This is a genomic window from Brasilonema sennae CENA114 (assembly GCF_006968745.1).
Lineage (GTDB): Bacteria > Cyanobacteriota > Cyanobacteriia > Cyanobacteriales > Nostocaceae > Brasilonema > Brasilonema sennae.
Genome location: NZ_CP030118.1, coordinates 310,455 through 332,831 on the forward strand (window position 1 = coordinate 310,455; position 22,377 = coordinate 332,831).

Genomic DNA, 22,377 nt, shown 5'->3' on the forward strand with positions numbered 1-22,377 from the left:
CAGAACAAACAAGCCTTGGCTAGAATAACTCAATCTGGTTCTACACCTAAATGTATGGGTATAAATAGTCCCAGCCTGAATAATTGGGATAGGCTTGGCTTGTTTTTTTCAGGCGATAAGCTAGACGCTTGACGCTACGCGTATCGCCAAAACGCTTCCTGTTGTCCAAAGATAGGTTTAGAGGGTTTTGCAAAAGCTACCTTCGCTCGCCAAGAAGGGCAATAAGTTAGAGGCTTGACCCCACGCGTATCGCACTTAATAATCAATCTATAGTAGATAAGCCGCAACTTGCGTTACTAGATGCTAACATCTTCTGGTTGGAGTACTCATATAGCTGCAGTAGATTATCAACTCAACTGATTCAAAAACGGACGAGCCAGGAAAAAGCTAGAAATTGATTTAGCATCAAGTAGCTCACCGTCAAGAATAGATTTCTCTAGCTCATCTGGTGTGAAAAACACTGTTTCCAAATCCTCGTCTTCGTCTTGTGTTGGTGCTTTCTCCAGCTTTTCTAAATCTTGTGCTAAATAAGCATAAATGATTTCATCAGAATAACCCGGAGCGAGAAAAAATTCTCCTAGTTTTTGCCACTTTTGGGCACGGTAGCCAGTTTCTTCTTGTATTTCACGCTGAATTGTCTGTAGGGGGTCTTCGTTTGGTTCCAATGTACCAGCAGGAAACTCTAACACTCTTCCTTGAACTGCAAAACGATACTGGCGCAAAAGTATCAGTTTACCTTCTGAAGTGACGGGTATAGCTAAAGCGCCACCTGGATGACGAATGCATTCCCATTCTCCTTCTGCGTTGTTAGGTAATCGTAAGCGATTAACCTCAAAATCAAATTTGCGTCCTTTATAGTACAAGCGCTGTCTGAGCAGCTGGGGTAATTCTCTACCTAGTGGCATAGTTCAATAATTTGCTTTAAAAATACACAGACTAAGGCTTTGCTGAAGATGTCAAAATCAGCGTTGTCTGTATCTGTTAGTGGTAAACTTAGTAGCCACCAACAAGTGTACTTCAGAACAGCCTACCTATCTTTGACTTCTCAACCTTCTTGTCGCACAGGATAATGACCAATTTTACTGCCAAGGGCGATCGCACTATTAACCTTTATTAAGTAACGTATTTTGCTTGCCTGTTTTGTTTTTGTGTTTTATATCTTTTCAGCAGTACTATTGCTTGATGCAATGAGAAAAGATAAAATTTGTATAAATAAAAACACAAAACTACAACAAAAATTTTAGCAAAAACGATATATCCAATCATTCGTTGGGTGATATACTATCACGAATGTAGTGCAATGATCAAAAAACTTTGGATGGTGGTTAGATTGCAACTGCTTGAAGTGAGGAATTAACGTGGTTAAGTTTACCTCCTGGTTCAAGGAACGACCAGAAAAGTCGAGTGAAGCTGATAAGGTTCAACCAAACTCGCCGCTTAGTGACCAAAATGAGGAGAACAAGGGATTAACAAATGAAAATGATAAGACAACACCAACCAAGCCCGCAAGGCAAAACAAATTACTGAACCAGATACTTTCCAAACTTCCTGGTAGTCACAAACCCCTTTATCGTCGTTACTGGTTTTGGGCAGGCTTGGGTATAAGTAGTGGAATTATTGCCATAGCCTACGGAATTCGAGCAATAGACCAAGGTTTACCAGATAAAGCGGAACTGACTGCAATTGTTCGAGAACGTACACTGACTATAAAAGCAGCTGATGGTAGCATAATACAACAACAAGGTGAAGCAACTAGAGAACAGTTAAAAATAGAAGAAATACCAGATAAACTTAAAAAAGCTTTTATTGCTTCAGAAGACAGAAGGTTCAAAGAACACAACGGAGTTGATCCCCAAGGAATTGTGAGAGCAGTTTTAAATAACCTGCGATCGCAAAACGTGGTCGAAGGTGGTAGTACAATTACGCAACAACTCTCAAGAATTCTGTTTCTCAAACAAGAGAAAACTTTCTGGCGTAAGTTAAAAGAAGCCCGATTATCACAAAAAATTGAAGGGCAATTGTCCAAGGACGAAATTCTGGAACGTTACCTGAATTTAGTTTACTTGGGTTCTGGTGCTTACGGTGTCGCAGATGCAGCATGGGTTTATTTTAGTAAATCTGTGGATCAACTCACCTTGGATGAAATGGCGATAATTGCAGCATTACCTCCTGCCCCAAATCGCTTTTCGCCACAAGTGAATAAACAAGAGGCAAAACAACGGCGAGATTTGGTACTACAGCGGATGCTGGAATATGGATTTATTACAGCAGCCGAAAAACAAACAGCAACTGCAGAACCGATTCACCTGAAACCCAGTTCACCCAAGCGATGGCAAGAAGAAGCCCCCTACTTTATTAGCTACGTTCAGAAAGAATTGCCTAAGTATGTTTCCCCCAAAGCACTACAAGCAGGCGGTTTCACAGTGGAAACAAGTCTGAACTTGAATTGGCAGAAGGCGGCGGAAGCAGCTGTGAAAAAAACGCTGCGAAATGAGGGGCGCTGGGAAAACTTCAAGCAAGCGGCTTTGGTTGCTGTTGATCCCCGCAATGGTGAAATTAAGGCAATGGTTGGGGGAAAAGACTTTGGTAAAAACCAATTTAATCGCGTGACTCAGGCACAGCGTCAACCAGGATCAACATTCAAAGGGTTTGTTTATGCAGCTGCTATAGCAAGCGGGATGGATCCTTACGACACCTACCTCGATGCACCCCTAGTTGTAGATGGTTATGAACCAAAAAACTTTGATGAGGGTTACCGAGGCATGCTTAGCATGAGGGATGCAATCACCAAATCGATCAACATTGTTGCGGTGAGAATCCTGATGAAAGTCGGTTTTCAACCAACCATTCAACTTGCTCATAGGATGGGGATTCAATCGGAACTAAAACCGATGTATTCCTTGGCGCTGGGTTCTTCTGAAGTAAATTTGCTAGAGTTGACTAGTGCTTATGGTTCCTTCGCTACGAAAGGGTTACACGTCGCTCCTCATGGTATTACCCGTATCCTTGACCGTCAAGGTAAAGTCATTTGGTCTGCTAATTTTAAGCAAGAGCGGGCGATCGATGCAGACAGTGCTGCTATCATGACTTGGATGCTTCGTAATGTTGTGCTAAATGGAACTGGTCGTGCGGCTCAATTAGGTAGACCGGTTGCTGGCAAGACTGGCACCACTGATGATGCCCGCGACTTATGGTTTATTGGCTATATTCCTCAGATGGTAACAGGAGTTTGGCTAGGTAATGACAATAATAAACCTACTTGGGGTAGTAGTGGGAGTGCTGCTTACACCTGGCATGAATTTATGGAAAAAGCGGTCAAGGAAATACCGGTTGAAAAGTTTCCAGAAAGACCCAAGTTAGAAGGTCGAAAAGCTACGATAAAAGCAGTACCAGTCAAAGCTAGGCGAATTATCAATCGCGCTATCACCTCTGATGACCAGCAATCTGATGAACAATATACTCGCAGGTCATACAGACGACGAAGTCAACAAGTAAATTCTGATGATAATAGTGGTGAAGAGCGTTCATCTAGAAGACGCAGATATAGAAGACGCTATTATCAGGAGGATCAGCAACAACAACAACAACAGGAAATCTCAACACCTAGAAGGCGCTATAGTCGTCGTTATCGTAGTGAAGAATCAAGTTCTAGTAGTGAGTCGTCCTCACAATCGTATCGTTCACGGCGGCGCTATCGAACAGAAAACTCTGATTATTCACCTCCTAGAAGGCGTAGACGACAGTATACAGCGCCACCTGCAAACAACCCTCGTCCCTCAAATTCAACTTCTTCTCCTCCAACACGTTCGTGGCGGGAAAGACTTAGACCTACTACGCCATCTTCAGAAACAGGTCCTGAAGGTTAGAGATGGTATCAAGTCTGCTTTTTAGCAGCTTCTAAGGGGGCGATCGCCCCTATGTGCAAGCGCCTGTTCTTCCAGAACAGGCTTCCTCAAAGCCGAACTTTGAGGTAACCGCACGGAGTGCGGTTGGGCAACAGGGCGCGCTGCGCGATCGCCTATTAAGTCCAAAATAAACCTTGTATGGTTGATTACAGTCTTAACGAGGCGATCGCATGACGTGGCATCCATTACCAGCATCACCACGTTCTAAGCTTGATATTACGGGCAACGAAACGAATTTTATAGAACTGGGTAAGAGATTCTGTGCAACTGAATCAACAATAATAGAATAGTTAGTTATGGACGGTAAGAGTATCAAAACTACTGTCTGAGCATTTCTGTTGAGTGCTTTGTTATTAATTAGATTTAATATGATAAATGGGCATTGCCAAACTAAAATTTTCGGCGATTTAATATGAATATTTCACTGAGCAAATTACTGCCATTGTTAATTTTGACACTCATATTCCCGCTAGTCTTTCTCAATGGGTGGCTAGCGTTTAGAGTTATTCTATATTTTAAACCCCTTATAACAACTTTTATATTAGCAGGTTTACTTGCCTTTATTCTCAATTATCCTGTTTCGATTCTTCAGCAACGGGGAGTGAAAAGAAATTATGCAGTGGCATTAGTTTTTATAACAACTGTAATAATTGTATTTGCTTTAGGTTTGACAGTATTGCCCATTATTTTACAGCAATCTCATGAAATGGTGACAATACTTCCTCAATGGATTGATTCTAGTGAATCGAAATTAAAAAATATTAATGATTGGATACTAAGCTTCGGTTTCAAAGTAAATTTTCATCAGATATTTTATCAAATAGTAAATCGCTTACCTGATGAGTTAGACTATCTAGTAGATGAACTATTTACTATTGCAATCGACACTATTGATAGTATCTCAGAAGCTTTAATTACAGTGGTGCTAACTGTCTATTTGCTATTAGATGGTGCGAGAATTTGGGATAGTTTCTTTAAAAAATTACCTTTGAGTTTTGGTCAGCAGTTGAGGCAGTCTATTCAAAAAAATTTTCAAAATTACTTAATTGGTCAGGTAGCTTTAGCTTTTCTGATGGGTATTTCACTAACTATAGTGTTTCTCGTTCTTCAAGTTCAATTTGCTTTACTCTTTGGTTTGGGAATCGGGATTTTGAGTTTAATTCCCTTCGGTGATGTTGTTAGCCTTGCTGTAGTTACTCTCATCATAGCTTCACATGACTTTTGGCTAGCAGCAAGGGTTTTAGCTGTAGCCGTTGTCGTTGACCAATTAATTGACCAAGCGATCGCTCCAAGACTTTTAGGTAGTTTTACAGGACTTAGACCAATTTGGGTTTTAATTTCTTTACTAGTAGGAACTTACATTGGTGGAGTTTTGGGATTACTTATTGCTGTACCCGTAGCAGGTGTGATCAAAGATGCACTAGATAATTGGCAACTTCCTTCTAAACCTGATTATTCCGACAGTGTTGTTGAGAGTAAAGAATTGTCAGAAATATTAACCAATGAGTAGTGATTGGGTTATTACTGTACAACCAGGTACTTCCTGATTATTGTAAATGAAATGGATCTTAATCACATATTAACTTGGATGGTGTGCCTATCATGTATCTCGACCATGATGAGCGCATCTTTATCTGGAACTAATAATAATCGTGGCTGGATTTTAGTATCAGGATTAATCTTAGTTATAATAGCACTTTTGTCTTATCTGACTCCATCCCTGGGTGGGTTGATTGGTGGATGTTTGTGGGCAATTTTAGTTATTTTGCCTAATATTGGTCACAAAAAAGTTGACCAACTTATTGACCAACAACGTTTTGGTCAAGCAAGCAGAGTGGCGAGTCTGATTTGGTGGCTGCATCCCTTGGATGGTTGGCGTGAGCAACCTAAATTGTTATACGCTTTGGATTTGGGTCAACGTGGAGCAAGAGCTTCAGCTGTTGCAATTTTAGACCGTTATCAAACTGCTACAACACCAACTGGTCGTTCTGCAGCTGTCAGCCTTTACCAAATGGATGCTCGTTGGGAAGAATTGCTGCTGTGGATACAGAATAGCCTAAACGAAGCAGTATTGCGCAAGGATTTCGATATGCTGGTTTGCTATCTGAGAACCCTTGGAGAAACTGGCGATTTGAATGGTATGCTCCAAGCTTGGGAGCGCTATCAGCCAAGCCTGGAAAAAATACTTAACCCAAGAACACAAAATCTAGCGCGTATGTATGTGCTAGCCTTCTGCGGTAAAACAGAATATGTCGCGAGATTATTGAGTGGTTCACTATCGGACTATTCCAACACCATCAAACTATTTTGGCTAGCAACAGTTGATCAAGCCGCTGGAAGAGAAGTTATAGCTGTCGAGCAATTTTTGAGTCTTGCTGATAGTAACAATGTTTGCATTCGTAACGCAGTAGCAAGACGTTTATCTAGTCCTGTGGTTGTCGCTGACACATTACTTACTGAAAAATCACGAGAGATTTTATTTAAAATTACTACAGAAATAGAGTCTGAAACAACATACAGCGCTAGAGCTAGCTTCAAGCCACGTTTTGCGATCGCTACATATTTTATTCTTACTTTAAATGTACTTGCTTTTGCCCTAGAGGTGAAACTGGGAGGTAGCACCAACCTAAATAACTTATATCGTTTAGGTGCATTAGTACCACAAGAAGTTGTTAAAGGAGATTGGTGGCGCTTGTTAACAGCCACGTTTCTTCACTTCGGGTTCTTGCACCTATTACTAAATATGTTAGGTCTTTATTTATTTGGTCGCTTGATGGAATTTGCCCTCGGGTCACCCCAATTTTTCCTGTTATATTTTGCTAGTGCAATTGGCTCTATGCTGGCTGTGACTTATATGTCAGTTCTGGGATATTCTCAATCTGATTTTGTAGTTGGTGCATCAGGATGTGTGATGGGTCTTGTTGGTGGTTTTACTGCTGTGCTGTTACACGAGTGGCTAAGGAAAAAGACGCGCCTTGCTGCTAGAAATTTGCGAGGAATTTTAGCAATAATTGTTTTGCAAAGCATCTTTGACCTGACAACTCCACAGATTAGCTTCGTTGGACATACTTCTGGGTTGATTGTTGGTTTTGTGATGGGGATGATTTTAAAGGCTTTTTGAGCGAGGTTTCAAATTGTTAATTGGCTTGTAGAATCAAATTTGGCGCACGTGTTGTGATTTCCGGAGCAATCGTATTACTCTACGCTAATAGATTGTAGTTCCTGTCTACTGCGTCGCGCAGCTTCAGGTGATATTACTCCTTGAACTTCAATGTTGGTCGAGATACTTTGTCCCGTATTCAAGAAAACCCCTTTTACATGAAGAATCCCATTAGCATCGTATGCAAACGTAACCTCAACGGGAGAACCCGCGAGAGAAGGTGGTAAATTTTCCATTCGTGCAATTCCTAATTGTACACAGTCTTGTGGATCTTGGGCATCACCCTGAAGAATCTCAATATCTACTGCATCTTGCTTATCTCGAACAGTCCCGTAAACCTGGGATTGTTGGCAAGGGATTTTACTGTTTTTTGGAATAATTATTGAGTTTTCAGGTACTCCAAAGTCGTTGAGACTTACTACTCCCAGGCTATGGGCACAGACATCAGAGATGTTAGGTAATAGTGTGTTAGGAGTTTGTGGAACTTCGCCTGCTTCAATTGCCAGACTATTTGCAAGAATTGCTGCTCCCTGGGCAACAACCTCGTCAGGGTTTACTGATCGCAGAGGCTCTTTTCCAAATAACCGGGTCAGCATTTTTGCTACTAACGGAATCCGCGAAGAACCTCCCACAAGCAAGACATCATCAATCTTACGAGTGCTGAGTTCAGCTTCATCTAAAACAAGTTCTACGTTCATTTCAGTCCGAAGAACCAATTCATCAATCAGTTCTTCAAACTGAGGTTGAGTAATTTTGAACGCTGCTTGTCGTCCTTCAACATTGAGGGAGACTCTAGCATTAGGGCTGGAAGAAAGCTTCCGCTTAGTTTCCTCTGCTTTGCTGCGAAGTTCTTGTTCACCTGCCAGAGATGTCAGTGGATCGAAGCCCGTTGCTTTACGAAACTCTTGTTGGAAAAATGCGATTAAACAATCGTCTATATCTTTCCCGCCCAATTCGTGATCTCCACCAGAAGCAATCACATTGACGTCTTTACCATTGACTTTCATGATTGTGATGTCAAAGGTACCACCGCCCAAGTCGTAGACAAGGATAGTTTTATTGTGAACTTCACGACTGGCTGAAAACTCTAAAGCGGCAGCAGTGGGTTCGTTGATGATGCCCAGAACATTCAAACCTGCAATTTCTCCAGCGGTTTTGGTTGCAACACGCCGCTTGTCATCAAAATAAGCCGGCACAGTGATGACAACATCACGAATGGTGGTATTTAGGAAGACTTCAGCATCTTGCTTAAGCTTTTTTAGGATCAAGGCTGAGATATCTTCAGGGCTATAGTCTCGACCATTTTGGCGAATTCGATAGTCGGTGCCCATCCGACGCTTGATAAACTGTACAACCCGTTCTCCTTCAGAGACGGCGACATTCTTTGCATAACTGCCAACAACAACACTATCGTCTTCAAATAATAGAACCGAGGGAGTGATCCGCTCTCCTTCAGCATTGGGGATAATTTCGCTCTTACCATCGGCGTTGATATACGCCATTGCAGAATAAGTAGTTCCTAGATCGATTCCAATTACGTAACTCATAGTTTTCCTCAAGTAATATTAAAAAGTTGAAAATTTTGGTTTACCAGATATTAGGCTTATCGACTTCTCCGTGAACAAGAGAATCTAGTGCTTCAATAATTAAGTTATCTATGGTCTTAAGAAAGCTATTAGTTTCTATGGCGTTATTAGCAGCTAAGTTGATTATTTCCTGCTTTAAATCATCAAGGTATCCTGACTTGAGTTTCTGCTTTGCCTGTGTCATAGCTTGTGCCATTTGCCCCTGGAAATCTACCTTAAGTTTGTTCGCTAGGAAATCATCTGCTATTAACTGCGTAACATTGCGGGAGTTTGCTCGAAAAGCTGCTTTGTAGGTTTCTAGTAACTCATTAAGAACCCGTGATGGTAATGGGAGAATACAGGATAGCTTTCTGATGTAAAGAAGTTTTCCTTGTTGACGCACCTCCAATAATCCAGTTAATTCTGGTCTTGTTTCTTGTGGTTTACGACAGAAGAACAAAATACTGGGGACATCTATTCTTTCCTGTTCGTCAAACATAACTGGTATAAAGCCAACCAAATCACAAACTCCCAGTTCTTTAGATTTTTGAGCTAGTACTTCAGCGAGTTTGCTCAAAATAATCTCTGTTGAAACATTGATAGGTTCTCGTTTAGGATTACCTAAATCGCCAATACTTAGAAGTGTTCCATCGGCGGTTAGTTGGCTTAAGGTAGCTTTGCTAGCTTCAACGTCATAGCTATTGAGTTGTGCAGTCAGTAGTCGATAAGAACTGTTTGGAAGAAAGATTTCGTCAAGACGCTCTGAGTCTAAATTCAAAAAGCCAATAGAAAATTTTAGGTTTGAACTGACACTACTTAAAGTATCTTTTCTTATTTTGAGGTATCTACGCTCAGTTTCTAGTAATGTATTGATCTGATTACGAAAGTCTTTTTCAACTTTATCTATCCTCTCAACCATAACAGGGAAAACTGCTATATCTCGCACAGTGCTACCGATCGCACTTAATGCAGACTGTTGCGCTTCTTCTGCAACCTCCTGAAAAAAGCTAAACTTGCTGTGTTCTCCTAAATGTTTAATTGCAGCGCGGGACTTTTCATTCGCTTGCTCAACTGCGAGCATCTGTTTGAGTTCTTGGAGTAAGCTTTCAAACTGGTTATCTAAGAGTTCTTTAGTAGAAGCCAAATCTTCAGGGTGGCTATGCTCTAGCCCGATGAGAGCTTCTAGAAATTCTGAACGAAACTTCTGGGATCTAAAACTGAATAGTCGAAGCTGATCGCAAACTGGATCGACTTGCTTTGCTATACGTAGACGATAATATAGAAAGAATTGTTCATACTTAGACTGAATATTCTGTTCTTCATAAAGAAGTTTTTCGACCTGAAAAGATAAAACTTCTTTCGCTTGACGAAGCTCTTGAAGTGTTTGATATGAGTAGTTTTCTATATCGCTTTGTAGGGAACGAATTTTGGAGTAGTAGGACTCAAATAAATTGGATGCAGATTCTTGTGAAAGAAAGCGCAAATTTTGGACGAGTTTTTCTTTTGCTTTTCCCACGTTCTCAGCTTCAGAACAAAACTTTTGAACATCTACAATCAACCATGAATCTCTAGCTAGAACTTCTGTTGCTTTCACAATACCATCAAAGTTACGCTGAAATATACTCTCAATAGCTTTATAAAAATCATGATTGTCAATAAGCACTAATACAGTTTTGAAGAAGCTTGACCATTCCGGTTCAACTTCTGCTCTAATTTTCTTCCTAACTAATTCTTCCGAGAAAGATATCGGTTTGAACGTTAACTGATACCGATTTTCAAAACTTTCTTGAATATGGGTTAAATGTTCAAAAGCCGCCTGATTATTATAGTCTTGTATTTTTTGTAACGTTTTTTGGATATCTTTGATATAAATTTTACCCAAAGTTTTTTTATACTCGGGTAACAGCGACAGGCTGATTTGCTTATAGTATTTGTTAAAGAAAATTTCAAATAGCATATAATCCTTTGTTATCGACATTATAGAAAAATATAAATAGTAAATGAATTAGGAAAAATCAGGATTTTTTAGATTTTTTCTTCTTTCGTCTATCATCTTGCCCATCTCTCTTATCGTCCTCTATTTCCACTAAATCTTGAGCCTCATCACTTAGCTGATGAACATCCCTCTGTTTATCGCTAAGTTCCTTAACCTGTTTGGGGAGAGAATCCTCTGGTAAAGGAAAAGACTCTGCTCCTATTGTGCGGTTACTTACTTCTACGGCATTCATAAAATCATCAACGAATTCGGTAGCAGATATTGAAATATCAGCTGCTTTATCCATCAACTGACTCACCTTTCGGTTAGTGACCACCGTCACAAATAGAGAGGTTCCTACTGTAGCTAAAGCTACTATCTTCTCAAAAAAAGAGTAAACAGAATCTTTTATGTCATTAAATTGCTCGGTTAATTTTTCAATGTCAACTCCTGCTAGATAAATATTCTGTTTTGCTGGATTTTCATCTTGACTGTTCTCTGTTACAACATCATTGAGATTTTTATTATATTCAGCATCTAATGGAGTTGATTCAGTTTTTTTGTCAGTACCACCTAAGTCTTTATTTCTGTAACTATCCTGAGCATTTAGTCTTCTCTTTTTGGATTGATCTAATTGTTGCCTGAGTTGAGCTTGAGTACCATCTATACTCTGCTCTAATTGAGATAACAAGTTATTTTCTTTATTCTTCTCTTGTTCAGCTTGAGAAATGTGAGAACTATCAATCCCAACTGATTCTGATTTTTTTTGGAGATTTTGAAGCTTATTTATATCTGAAACATTACTAGAAGTAGCTTTAGATAAATTATCCTTCGTTTGTTCGAGTTCATCATAGACTTCCTCTATTTTACCAATTTCTAAGTCATGTTTTGCACTGACAGCTTGTTGAGTTTCCCTAGCAGACTGATTCTGTTCCTGGATAAGCTCTGTAGTCACTCCACGATCTAAGCTATTGAATGTTTGCTGAGTTTTTTCAGCAAGCTTTGCAAGTTCAATAGCTTTCTGGTTAGCATCTAGCCCTTTAGTTTCTAGGCTCTTTACTTCTTGAGCAATCTCCTTACGTTTCTTAGAAGTCATGATTATATCCTGAGGACAAAAGTATTAGTTGATTAGCGTTTTCAAGAACCTAGAGTGTTTTTTGATTGATAGGTAAATTGAGCACTCTGCCTTTTTTGCTTTGCCTCATTAATATTCTTTTGCATTTCTTGCTGAGACTTCTCTATAGCCTGAGATTCAGTGTTCAGAAACTTAATCTCATCTGTTTTAGCTTTCTCAGCTTTCTTAATATTTTCAGCACTTACCCGTGCTTTTTGTGCCTCAGCCTTAAGATTATTGAGCTTCTGTACATCAGCTTGGTCAGCTTTTACACCTTCGCTGAACTTTTGCTGATTATTTTTCAACTCCGTATCAATTTTCTCAGATTGCTTCTCAGCTTCGACATAGCGTGCATCAATTTTTGCTTGAAAAGCAGCAGCAGCCCCCTCCATGCTTGCAGCAGCTTCCGCAGTTGCTTCTCCTTGCATTCCCTCCAGCACAGCCTTTGTTTTTTCGGCTAACTTAGCTAACTCCAATGCCTTTTTACTAGCGGTATCACCTTCTTGTTTCTTCTTATCAAGTTCTTGTTTAATTTCTTTTTTACCTTTAGCAGCCATATTGATATTTCCTTTGGTTGAGCGAATTTGTCAAACACTTATGCTTATTAAGCGTCTTCCTCAAGATGAAGAATACTTTGCTCTGTAGTTCAAATGAATCCTCTGTTCAATTTCGCTAATTTGATTTGCCATCCTTGCAAGCTCATCGTTCAATTGATTAGCTAACTCAAGATTTTCCTCAGAATCTAACTGATCGAACCTATGTACCTCACTGTCAAATTCTTCTCGTGCTTCTTGCACTCCTTGATACGCTAACTGAACACTCTCAGTAGGTTCCACTTTCTCAATCTGAGCAATCACTTCATCAGCTTTTTTAAGATATTGTTCAAAACGCTCTTTTGCATTAACAAAACTCTGTTGAAACTGTAAACGGTGATTCAGATAACTTATTCGCTTTCTAACCTCATGTAATCTGCCTTCGCAACGCGATCGCAGTTCGGTGAGCGATCGCTGACAGTGAACCAATTTTTCCTCAACTTCTTGAACCTCACCATCTGCTTGCAAAGCATCAAAAATTCCCTGCTGTCTAGTCGTATTCCAGAGCCGATCAACTTCGGTTTGTGATGAGATGACTAAGTCAGCAATCCCCTGTGCAAACTCCTGCAAGCTGCTAACCAGAAAATTTAGTTTCTCCAAATCTTCTTGCCCAGACAACGGTACATTGAGCAAGTCATTACCTGCCTTAATAGACTCCGTACTGCTGTGAATTAGCGTTGCCAACTGAAGCTTGACTGACTCGCGCGAGTCAGTAACTTTTTGTTGGTAAAGCGAAGCCTTCGTTGCGATCGCCTGCTGATAAAACTCCCGATTTTGGATGCACTCCACAAGCTCCTCGTTAGAAGGTGGTTCCTCTATCCCGTAAATCAACTTGGTGTTTGGCTCCTTAATCCGAACAGGCTTATAAGTTCCTTCCATAAAAAGGTAAGCATCACCAGGGTTGGCGCGTGCAAGTTCCTCTGACTGAGTACTTGTGAGCAACATAGACTGTTGCAAAATTTCCCGATCATCCCCTGAAACTGTTCGGTGAGCCAGCTTAACGTTTGTGTTTTTGATAACTTCTGGAGACACCGCACTAGGAAGTTGATCCGCAATAATGATACCCTGCCCTAAAGCCCGCATTTCTGCCAGCATTCGCACAACATATTTAGTTGCTTCTGCTTTCGGGCTGGAAGCACCTTCCTCGTTATTGGCTTGAGCGTCGGTGCCAACTATATTATGAGCTTCTTCAATCACGACAACATGCTTCAACGAACTTCCGGACTTGCGCGTAACTCGTGCATATTGTCGTAATGTGGCTAAAACAAACATCGTCATCAGGTTGGCTTGTTCTTCATTGAGCGAGTCCATTTCCAAGATGACGGGTTGCGATAACAAGTTTGCAATATCGGGAGTTGAAGTCCGCGTGTTCAACATACTGCCAACACTACGCCTCAACAAGCCTCCAATCCTAACTTCCAATGCAGTTTTGATATCCCCTGCAACATCTGATGAATACTGCTTTGTCTCCAAAATTGCAGTCACTCCCTCATACAGTTCCTGCATGGTTGGAAATTCACGCCCTCGCTTAATCCCATACTCAGCCGTGTCTTGAGGCTGCCAACCCATCTGGGCATAGATTTGCTCAATTGCTTCTGCCAACAAAGCGGGCAAAGGACCAAACAAGGGCATTGCCGCCTTGAAACAAGCTTCTAAGGTGGAGATATGCTCGTCTAAAGTCGTCGTGCCATAGAATGCAAAGGGGTTAAACCTAAAAGGGCAAACCCTTTCATTTCCCAAGCTATAGACTTTGATGTCCTCCTGCATTTTGGCGATCGCCACTGGAACATTTCGAGCTTGGATATAAGACTGTGTTGTGGAATCGCTATCGCAATTGAGCGTCAACTCATCATATCGACAGTTCAGCATTGAGCGATATTCCGTTTTAGCCGGCTCAATCACCAAAAATGGTATACCGTGTTCTGTCCATAACTGGAACAAAAGATTTAAAACAGCAGTTGTCTTACCGGAACCTGGTACACCACAGATAAAAACATGCTTGTTCAAACTTTTCAGCGGGACTAATGCCTGATTCTGGGATTTGCCCGATTGCCACCCTAACAGGATAGAATCTTTAGTCTGAGCCGATTTCAAATCCGTCTCCTTGGGGATGCCGCTAAACACCACAACTGGATCGGGAACAACGACTCTAAAACAAGCACCCAACTCCTCAACAGTAAACAATCGATGCAGTCGTTTTAACTTGAGCAGTGGGCTGTTTTCAGGATGGATATCCCAATATTGCGCCCAAACCGCTTCCGAAAATAACCTGCCCTCTCGAAAAGCTGCGATCGCTTGAGCTAGCTGAATACTTTCTGAACCTATACTTACTTCTCGGTATAATGGCTTCTCGCTAGACTCAATCCAGAACTCGTTGAGTAACAAGCTAGCACTAAAACGATTTTCAGCAAGAACTCTAATTGAGACTTCGTACAGGGGCTGACTCGCAATTGCTTCACGCAAATCTTCAAATTGTCGGAGTGTGCGTTCTGCTACAGGATCTACAGGTTTTTCTCTGACTTTTCCAGAAATTTCTGAAGTGCTGACTTCGTATGATGTTTGATCTCCAAGCACCCTCAGTAAGTTGTCTAGTGCTGATTGTTCCCCACTACTTAAGGAGGTTGGCTGAAAAATGATTTCTGTGATCGCCTTACCCCCGTAAGTTTCTAATTTAGATAGAAAACCCACTCGATCTACTGACTCATGAGGTTCAAAGGGTTGAATCAGGTAGTAGTGTGATGGACTATTATCTCGCTTGACAGTTGGAAGCAACTTTTCTTCTTGCTTAATTCCAAAACTGATAAATTGAACCCAATCTAAGTCTAAAGAGGATAGATCGTGGGAGGCTTGAATGCCATAAAAGTCTTTCCAAAAAGAAGCCCCAAAAACTTTCTCTACTTGCGAGAGTGCATCTCCATCTAGTGATTCATCAAAAATCAAACGGATAAAAATTTGCAGTTTCCTATCTTGATTGATTTCAGTAGGATCGTAAAAATACACTAAGCTGCATGTGAGGGGATACTGTTTGGCAACGGTGTAAATAGTGTAGAGAAAATTATCTTGCATCTCAAATAATCGAGAGGCAGGATCATCACCGTAGCGCGCATGGTACTCCGTTTTCTCTAGATCCGGGAGATGATTAATTTGATAAGTGAGTGTTTGCATAGTATCGCTCTTGGAGATTTAACAGAAGAGTATTTTAATCAACTTCAATAATGAATTTAAGAAATACCCTTCCTCATGCCACTTAATACCAGTGATACTTACCGAAGTTTAGAAAGTCATCCTTGGTGGAACAAGCAACAGTGGTACCAGTGAGCTTATCGTGCAAGAACAAAAATGCACCTACAACGGTAGGAGCCAGATCCTTATCTGTGATGAAAAGCAGATCAAACAAAAGCCTGAACGACAAAATAAATAGACCGATCATAATGCCAATAATCCATCCAGTTGCATCTGCACCATTAGCCTCACCCATCCCGGCAAGAACCGAGAAGAAAAACATTGCGGCTAACACCAAGTAAATCACCATTAGAGTAATCGGCTTCAGAATCGCTCTAAAAGTCAGTTTGCCTAACGATGGCACAGAGTCTTCTGTATCATTGACAATTTGCATACCCAGAAGACGCTTTGTTAAATCCTGTCCATTATTTTTGTAGGCAAGGTAAACCCATGAGTAGCCCACAACCAATATGCTTATTAGAATCCCGAAGAAATAAGCTGTAGCATTTGCACCAGTATAACCAGTATAACTAGTATAAATAGACGCAATCAACAATCCTGGTAGTGTCAGCATAGAGTCAACAATTAATCCAAATATCCTTTGGTATGAATTAACGCCTAAGGCGCGTCGGACATTGATGGACTCTGAATTGAGTAAATCTCGTATATCAGGATCATTTTCAGCTAATTTGTGAGCCTTCTCAAAATCGTCTTTAATTTCCTTGAGAAGTTTACGGGCTTCTTTCTTTTTACCCTCGTCAGCTAAACTAATGACTTCCGAAATTTTCTCTTCAGCTCTAGCACCGACAACAATTGCCATGAAGGATCGAGCAGTCTGATTAGAGGAGTCTTGGCTGAGTACACCTTGTAATATTGCTTCAGCATCACCCCAATTTCCACATTTCGTATGAATGTCTGCAAGGGTGAGCTTATAACTCACTTGCTCGGGCGCAATTTGAATGGCTCGATTAAGCTGCGCAACGGCTTGATTCCAGCGCTCAGCTGCTGCTAAATATTGACCTGCATCTGCATAATACTCGGCATTTTGAGGGTTGCAACGGATAGCTTGTTCAGAGGCGTAAATAGCATTAGCAAAATCATTCCACCTAAAGTTAGCATATGCGTATGCTTCCCATGCTTTATCATCATCTGGCGTATAGTTGATTAGACGCTTGCCAGCTTCCACAGCATCCAAATACCGCCCAGCATCAATTAACGCCCACAATTCTGGCAGGGTTGGTACTGCCGCTGCAGCTGCCTGTTGCTCAGGAGTTGCAGTTCTGTTCCATTCTGCTAGCTCTTGATCGTAGTTAGCTTTAGCTTCAGGATCTGTAAGTAGCTTTGTTGCCTTAACGATCTTCTTAAGTAGCTGATCGATTTCTTCTTTCTTCTTTCCAGTAGCGGCATTCACGCGGGCTTTTGTTCCTGCCATCTTTTTTCGCAACTCAATACGAAGCTTTTCCGTATCCCACTCTGGCTCTAGCCCAAGAATCTGGTAATAATCAATAAAATCCGTAACGACTGTTGCAGTAGTTTCCATATTAAATCAACAAATATACAATCTAGTGATAAATACATAATTTTTCTTTTATTGAAACATCATTTTTGACAACAAAAGTACTATTACGTATATCTACTGGTAACATCAAATATATTTTCTGAGTGTGATAAAAATCACTAACAATCTTCCGGAATTGCTCACAAGCGAGAAAAATCGTTGACAGAATCTGTACAATTGAGATTGTTTTGATACAATTTTTAATAAAAATATACTTATGGCTTATGAAAGTGATAAGTTTTTGTAGGAATAAGGATATAGAAACAGGAGAGGAAACTGGTTAGACATTCCCACGCTGTTGATGATCTGTATTTACTTCGTTCTACTAGACTGGCTTTCTAGAAGGGATTCACCCTCAACTGATACGTAAGGTTGATTCGATCAAGCCGGAGGTAAAACAGCAGATTAGTACCTTACCCATTACTTAACCAGAGCAGTAAGCTAAGGTGTGATTAGATTTCACTAGCCAAAGTGATTTAGTGAATGAACTCGCGAATACCTCCCCAGAGCAACCCGACTCATAAAATAAAGGAAGCCGTACCCACTTAATCACCTCACCTCACACCACTCAACTACAATAAAAATAGAATTTGTTGAGATTTGTATAGTTTAGGATAAACTATCATGGCTCCCGCCGTTTACATTGAAAATTTCAAAAAACGCTACGGCATGGTTGAAGCCGTGAAGGATGTTTCCTTTCAGGTGGAACCAGGAGAAATCTTTGGCTTACTCGGTCCTAACGGAGCAGGCAAAACAACCACATTGAGAACTTTGTGTACTCTCACAACACCAGATGCAGGTAAAATAGAAGTATCTGGCATTTCTGTGGTGGACAATCCAAGAGCGGCAAGGAGAAGGCTAGGGTACGTAGCTCAGGAAGTAGCCTTAGATAAGGTGTTGACTGGACGCGAATTACTACAACTGCAAGCCGCACTGTATCATTTACCTGGTGCAGTGGCAAAACAACGAGTTGACACCGTGCTACAGTTACTCGGTTTGCAAGAATATGCAGACAAAAAGACTGGCACTTACTCTGGTGGGTTACGCAAGCGCCTAGACTTAGCAGCAGGATTACTCCATGCACCAGATGTGTTGGTTTTAGATGAACCAACAGTAGGACTTGACATAGAGAGTCGTTTTGTGGTATGGGATTTCCTGCGTAAGTTGCGAGAAGCAGGAACAACGGTACTGATTACCAGCCATTACTTAGAAGAAGTTGACGCCTTGGCTGATAAAGTGGCAATAATTGACCGTGGAGTTGTGATTGCCACAGGAACGCCTTCAGAGTTGAAAGATAAAGTTGGGGGCGATCGCATTACCTTACGAATCCGCGAATTTTCACCCGACGAAGAGTCACACAAAGCTAAAGATTTGCTGAAATCTTTGTCGTTTGTTCAAGAAGTGATCATTAATAGCGCTCAAGGGAACTCCCTGAACTTAGTCGTGACACCGCAAAACGATGCTTTGATCACCATCCAACAAACGCTCAATTCGGCTGGATTACCAATTTTTAGTATTGCCCAATCTCGACCGAGTTTGGATGATGTTTATCTTGCAGCCACAGGACGAACTTTGATGGATGCGGAACTCGCCGCCGCCGGAAATCGCGATCAAAAGGCTGAACGTAAGCAGAGTATGCGTTAGGCTTTGTGAATTGGTAAGGAGCAAGATTATCTTACTATTTTGAACTTTGAATTTTGAATGTGTGAATTTTTATGAGCGGTACTGTTTTACCTCCAAAATCCGATATAAATTGGCAGCAAGTCGCATCACCTCAAGTTTACCAGGTAGATGCGACTCCCAATGTCTTCGGTGAATTTGTACAAGAGACACTTGCCTTGACGCGTCGCTTGTTTATTCAGTTGCAGCGGCGTCCCTCAACATTAATTGCAGGAATTATTCAGCCTGTGATGTGGTTGGTGCTGTTCGGTGCTTTATTTCAAAATGCACCAAAAGGCATTTTTGGCAACACCACAAATTATGGACAATTTTTGGGTGCTGGCGTTATTGTCTTTACTGCATTTGCTGGGGCGTTGAATGCTGGTTTACCAGTGATGTTTGATCGGGAATTCGGCTTTTTGAACCGTTTGCTCGTGGCTCCTCTTGTTTCACGGTTTTCGATAGTTCTGGCTTCGGCTATCTTTATTATCAGCCAAAGTTTACTACAAGCTGCGGTGATTGTGACAGCAGCCGCATTTTTGGGGGCTGGGTTACCAAATGTAGCGGGTTTAGGAGCAATAGTTTTGATTGTCTTCCTGCTTGCATTAGGTGTAACTGCCATCAGTCTTGGTTTGGCTTTTACCTTACCGGGACATATTGAACTTATTGCAGTTATTTTTGTCAGCAACTTGCCGTTGTTGTTTGCTAGTACTGCTTTAGCTCCATTATCCTTCATGCCTCAATGGCTACAGGTTGTCGCTACCCTCAATCCTCTCAGCTATGCAATTGAACCAATTCGCTATTTGTATCTTCACAAAGATTGGGGATTAAATAGCGTAGTCATGCATGCTTTTTGGGGTGATGTCACCTTTGGTGCAGCTTTGCTTGTATTACTTGGCTTTGCTGTCGTAGCATTACTTAGCATTCAACCTCAACTGCGACGGACTCTTGCTTAAGATAGAAGCATTATTGGATTTAAGTGATTTTGGCATAAAAAGAACTCACCAATTACCTACATACCACAAAAAAGAATTATTCTAAGTTAGTGAGTTGGTGTGTTCTGTATGATTCTTAATCAAAATCCTTTAACAGTCCTCCCACGCCCAGAAAGCGTGGGTTAACAAACTTTTTGGAGGCTTTTATGAAAAAACCATTTTTACCGTTTAAACAACTATTTGTACTTACTGTGGCAGGACTCAGCTTTGCTTCCTTGCTATTGCCTCAACCTAGTTTAGCTGAACCTAACTCAAGAAACATTCTGCAAGACCTCAATTCACAACAGGATAACGATCCATTATCTCCTCGCAGCGATGAGGTCAATAATATGGGCATGTTTGGTTTAATGCATCGCCTTCAACAAGGAAATGCAACTTGGGATCCAAATCAACAGAATCAACAACTCAATGATGCAGCTGCTGCATTCAAGCAAAAGCAACAACAACTGTATCAACAAAATCAACAGCAACCAAATCAATCAGGCTTGAGGGTAAATACACCTGGAATCACTCAACCCAAATCCGGAAAGTAAAGCAACAAAAAAAGAACACAGAACGCAATACCAAAAAGTTTTGATTATGGGATCTGTGTTCTGAGTTCTTTTGAATGATTGCTAATCTCAGATATTGCACCAGAATTTTTGACCGCCAAAAAATAAATTTCTTGGCTCAAAGCTTAAGTCCGTTAAAACGGACTGCGTAAGTCTTTGAGTCCGTTTTAACGGACTTTGTTTATAAGCCTTGAACTTGAGTTCAAGGCGTACTCATCGGTGAGGTGCAACATCTCATTAATCGCTTTTTACAACCCCAATCCTGCTAAAACATCGCCAGCGTGAGTTGATGTATTCACATTAGAGTCAACGTTGGTGATTTTGCCGTTACCATCAATGACGTAAGTAACGCGTTTAGCATATCCACCACCATCGACATCGTATGCCTTGATTAAGGTTTTATCACTGTCAGCCAGTAGCGGAAAATTGAGACTATATTTTTGAGTGAATGCTTGGTGGGAAGCTTCATCATCTGCGCTGACTCCCAGCACAACTACATCTTTGCTCTTGTAGTCCTCACTAGCATCCCGAAAACTACAGGCTTGTTTGGTACAGCCTGGGGTGTCGTCTTTGGGGTAGAAATACAAAACCACTGTCTTACCTTTGAAATCAGACAACGAAACAGTGTTACCGTTGGTGTCTTTGGCGGTAAATGCAGGCGCATCGCTACCAACTGCTAAGGGCATAGTTTTAGTATCTCCACTATACAGGGTTTGCTTCAGGGCATTTTGTGGTCACTAACCGGTTCGACCTTTCAAGTTCTAAGAGCAAGTTTTGAGACTTTGCTTTGTGAAAGTTACGAATACCTGTTACTGTTTTCCCTGATGGCGGTATTGTATCAAACTTTATGTATTTTTGTGAATTTATGGCTTCTTAAGGCTTGGGTTAAGTAAAGTATAATCAAGCACATTTTTCGTACAAAATGTCAAGTTTCTGAAACGAACCGCCAAGTCGAGCCAGCGCCCTTCGGGTTCGCAGTCGCCTACGGAGGGAGACCCTCCTGCAGCGCTGTCTCACCGTGCGGGGGTTCCCGAGCCAGTGCGTTGGGCGGGTTTCCCGACTTGTAGCACCTGGCGTCCCCTTGAGGCGACTGGCGTGCCAAGCACGCCAAGAGTGAAAGAGTAAGTATTCAGTGCAAGTTTACTCCAGAATTGGTATGAGATAATGAGGTGTATTGCACATACTTTTGCCCTTATAGTTCTTCACCTTGAGAAACAGATACCTAAAAGTACTAACATTATTTTGGAGCGCTGCCATAGAAGCTGAGTTGGAGTATCGGATCAACTTCCTCTTAGCAACCTTGAGCAGCTTGGGCAATCTTGCAGGTAGTCTTTTTGGACTATTCTTGTTTTACGGTAATGGCTACAGCTTTGCTGGGTGGAGATGGGAAGCAGCTTTAGTCGTCCTAGGAATTTTCACGCTGATGCAAGGCTTTTCTGCGACTTTCCTTGCTCCAAATTTGAATAGCATTGTCCGCCAAGTACAAGAAGGTACATTGGACTTTGTTCTACTCAAACCCATCCGCAGCCAGTTTTGGCTTTCTACCCGTACCATATCACCTTGGGGACTTCCAGATATAATTTTTGGTAGCATCATCATTGGCTACGCAGGTACAAAACTCGGTTTAGGAATAGACGACTACCTCATCAGTACAATTCCCTTATGTTTTAGCTTTGTCATTCTTTACAGCTTGTGGTTCATGCTAGGATCTACTAGCATCTGGTTTGTCAAAATATCCAACGTTACCGAAGTGCTGCGGGGTCTGTTGGAAGCTGGACGATATCCGATGGTTGCGTATCCCACAGCATACCGTTTCTTCTTTACCTTTGTTGTTCCAGTCGCTTTTTTAACAACTATACCAGCAGAAGCTCTGCTGGGTCGAAGTCAAATCAGTTGGATAGTAGGCGCAGGAGTGTTGGCGCTGGCGCTGTTTTTTGTTTCGACTAGGTTTTGGCGGTTTGCGTTGCGGTTTTATACAAGTGCTTCGAGTTAGAGTTTTGCTTAGATAGTTAATTTCCTGAACTTTCCTGAATATTTCTGTCAAACGTTGTATGATGCAATATGTACAGCGTTGTTCAGA

General features: G+C 41.3%; 16 protein-coding genes. 7 read left to right on the plus strand and 9 right to left on the minus strand.

Features of this window, described 5'->3' with window-relative positions; all coding sequences use genetic code 11:
- Nucleotides 1–347: 347 nt before the first annotated feature.
- Entirely contained in the window at nt 348–905 is a 558-nt protein-coding gene (locus DP114_RS01260) for an NUDIX hydrolase (protein ID WP_171975237.1), read from the minus strand.
- A gap of 453 nt (nt 906–1,358) precedes the next feature.
- Between DP114_RS01260 and DP114_RS01265 the strand changes: the two genes are divergently transcribed.
- Nucleotides 1,359–3,866, plus strand: coding sequence for a transglycosylase domain-containing protein (locus DP114_RS01265; RefSeq protein ID WP_171975238.1), 2,508 nt, complete (start codon nt 1,359–1,361; stop codon nt 3,864–3,866).
- Nucleotides 3,867–3,887: 21 nt separating this feature from the next.
- Here DP114_RS01265 and DP114_RS01270 read toward each other — a convergent pair whose 3' ends face one another.
- Nucleotides 3,888–4,100, minus strand: coding sequence for a hypothetical protein (locus DP114_RS01270; protein WP_171975239.1), 213 nt, complete (start codon nt 4,098–4,100; stop codon nt 3,888–3,890).
- 217 nt (nt 4,101–4,317) lie between these two features.
- Between DP114_RS01270 and DP114_RS01275 the strand changes: the two genes are divergently transcribed.
- Nucleotides 4,318–5,415, plus strand: coding sequence for an AI-2E family transporter (locus tag DP114_RS01275; protein ID WP_171975240.1), 1,098 nt, complete (start codon nt 4,318–4,320; stop codon nt 5,413–5,415).
- Between the two features lie 105 nt (nt 5,416–5,520).
- Nucleotides 5,521–7,026: a rhomboid family intramembrane serine protease gene (locus DP114_RS01280; protein ID WP_171975241.1), complete on the plus strand. Its 1,506-nt coding sequence runs from the start codon at nt 5,521–5,523 to the stop codon at nt 7,024–7,026.
- Between the two features lie 74 nt (nt 7,027–7,100).
- Here DP114_RS01280 and DP114_RS01285 read toward each other — a convergent pair whose 3' ends face one another.
- The 6 genes from DP114_RS01285 to DP114_RS01310 form a co-directional block, all read right to left on the minus strand.
- Nucleotides 7,101–8,612 carry an Hsp70 family protein gene (locus tag DP114_RS01285; RefSeq protein ID WP_169266974.1) on the minus strand — a complete coding sequence of 504 codons (1,512 nt, stop codon included), beginning with the start codon at nt 8,610–8,612 and terminating at the stop codon, nt 7,101–7,103.
- 40 nt (nt 8,613–8,652) lie between these two features.
- A complete protein-coding gene (locus tag DP114_RS01290) occupies nt 8,653–10,587 on the minus strand; it encodes a hypothetical protein (protein WP_169266975.1) in 1,935 nt (644 codons plus the stop codon).
- A gap of 58 nt (nt 10,588–10,645) precedes the next feature.
- Nucleotides 10,646–11,701, minus strand: coding sequence for a hypothetical protein (locus DP114_RS01295; RefSeq protein WP_169266976.1), 1,056 nt, complete (start codon nt 11,699–11,701; stop codon nt 10,646–10,648).
- Between the two features lie 41 nt (nt 11,702–11,742).
- A complete protein-coding gene (locus DP114_RS01300) occupies nt 11,743–12,276 on the minus strand; it encodes a hypothetical protein (RefSeq protein ID WP_169266977.1) in 534 nt (177 codons plus the stop codon).
- Between the two features lie 60 nt (nt 12,277–12,336).
- Nucleotides 12,337–15,477: a helicase HerA domain-containing protein gene (locus DP114_RS01305; protein ID WP_169266978.1), complete on the minus strand. Its 3,141-nt coding sequence runs from the start codon at nt 15,475–15,477 to the stop codon at nt 12,337–12,339.
- Between the two features lie 82 nt (nt 15,478–15,559).
- Nucleotides 15,560–17,074: a tetratricopeptide repeat protein gene (locus DP114_RS01310; RefSeq protein ID WP_169266979.1), complete on the minus strand. Its 1,515-nt coding sequence runs from the start codon at nt 17,072–17,074 to the stop codon at nt 15,560–15,562.
- Between the two features lie 642 nt (nt 17,075–17,716).
- Between DP114_RS01310 and DP114_RS01315 the strand changes: the two genes are divergently transcribed.
- The 3 genes from DP114_RS01315 to DP114_RS01325 all read left to right on the plus strand — a co-directional run bounded on the left by DP114_RS01315 (nt 17,717) and on the right by DP114_RS01325 (nt 20,279).
- The gene (locus DP114_RS01315; protein WP_171975242.1) at nt 17,717–18,736 is read left to right on the plus strand and encodes an ABC transporter ATP-binding protein; all 1,020 of its coding nucleotides are present in this window, start codon (nt 17,717–17,719) and stop codon (nt 18,734–18,736) included.
- Nucleotides 18,737–18,807: 71 nt separating this feature from the next.
- A complete protein-coding gene (locus DP114_RS01320) occupies nt 18,808–19,707 on the plus strand; it encodes an ABC transporter permease (RefSeq protein ID WP_171975243.1) in 900 nt (299 codons plus the stop codon).
- Nucleotides 19,708–19,892: 185 nt separating this feature from the next.
- Complete coding sequence (locus DP114_RS01325) at nt 19,893–20,279, plus strand: hypothetical protein (protein WP_169266982.1); 387 nt, start codon at nt 19,893–19,895, stop codon at nt 20,277–20,279.
- A 266-nt stretch (nt 20,280–20,545) separates the two neighbouring features.
- Here the strand turns inward: DP114_RS01325 and DP114_RS01330 are convergent, their stop codons facing one another.
- The gene (locus DP114_RS01330) at nt 20,546–20,983 is read right to left on the minus strand and encodes a peroxiredoxin (protein ID WP_171975244.1); all 438 of its coding nucleotides are present in this window, start codon (nt 20,981–20,983) and stop codon (nt 20,546–20,548) included.
- Nucleotides 20,984–21,504: 521 nt separating this feature from the next.
- Between DP114_RS01330 and DP114_RS01335 the strand changes: the two genes are divergently transcribed.
- Nucleotides 21,505–22,290 (plus strand): ABC transporter permease, encoded by a 786-nt coding sequence (locus tag DP114_RS01335; protein ID WP_169266984.1) that lies wholly within the window; start codon nt 21,505–21,507, stop codon nt 22,288–22,290.
- Nucleotides 22,291–22,377 lie beyond the last annotated feature (87 nt).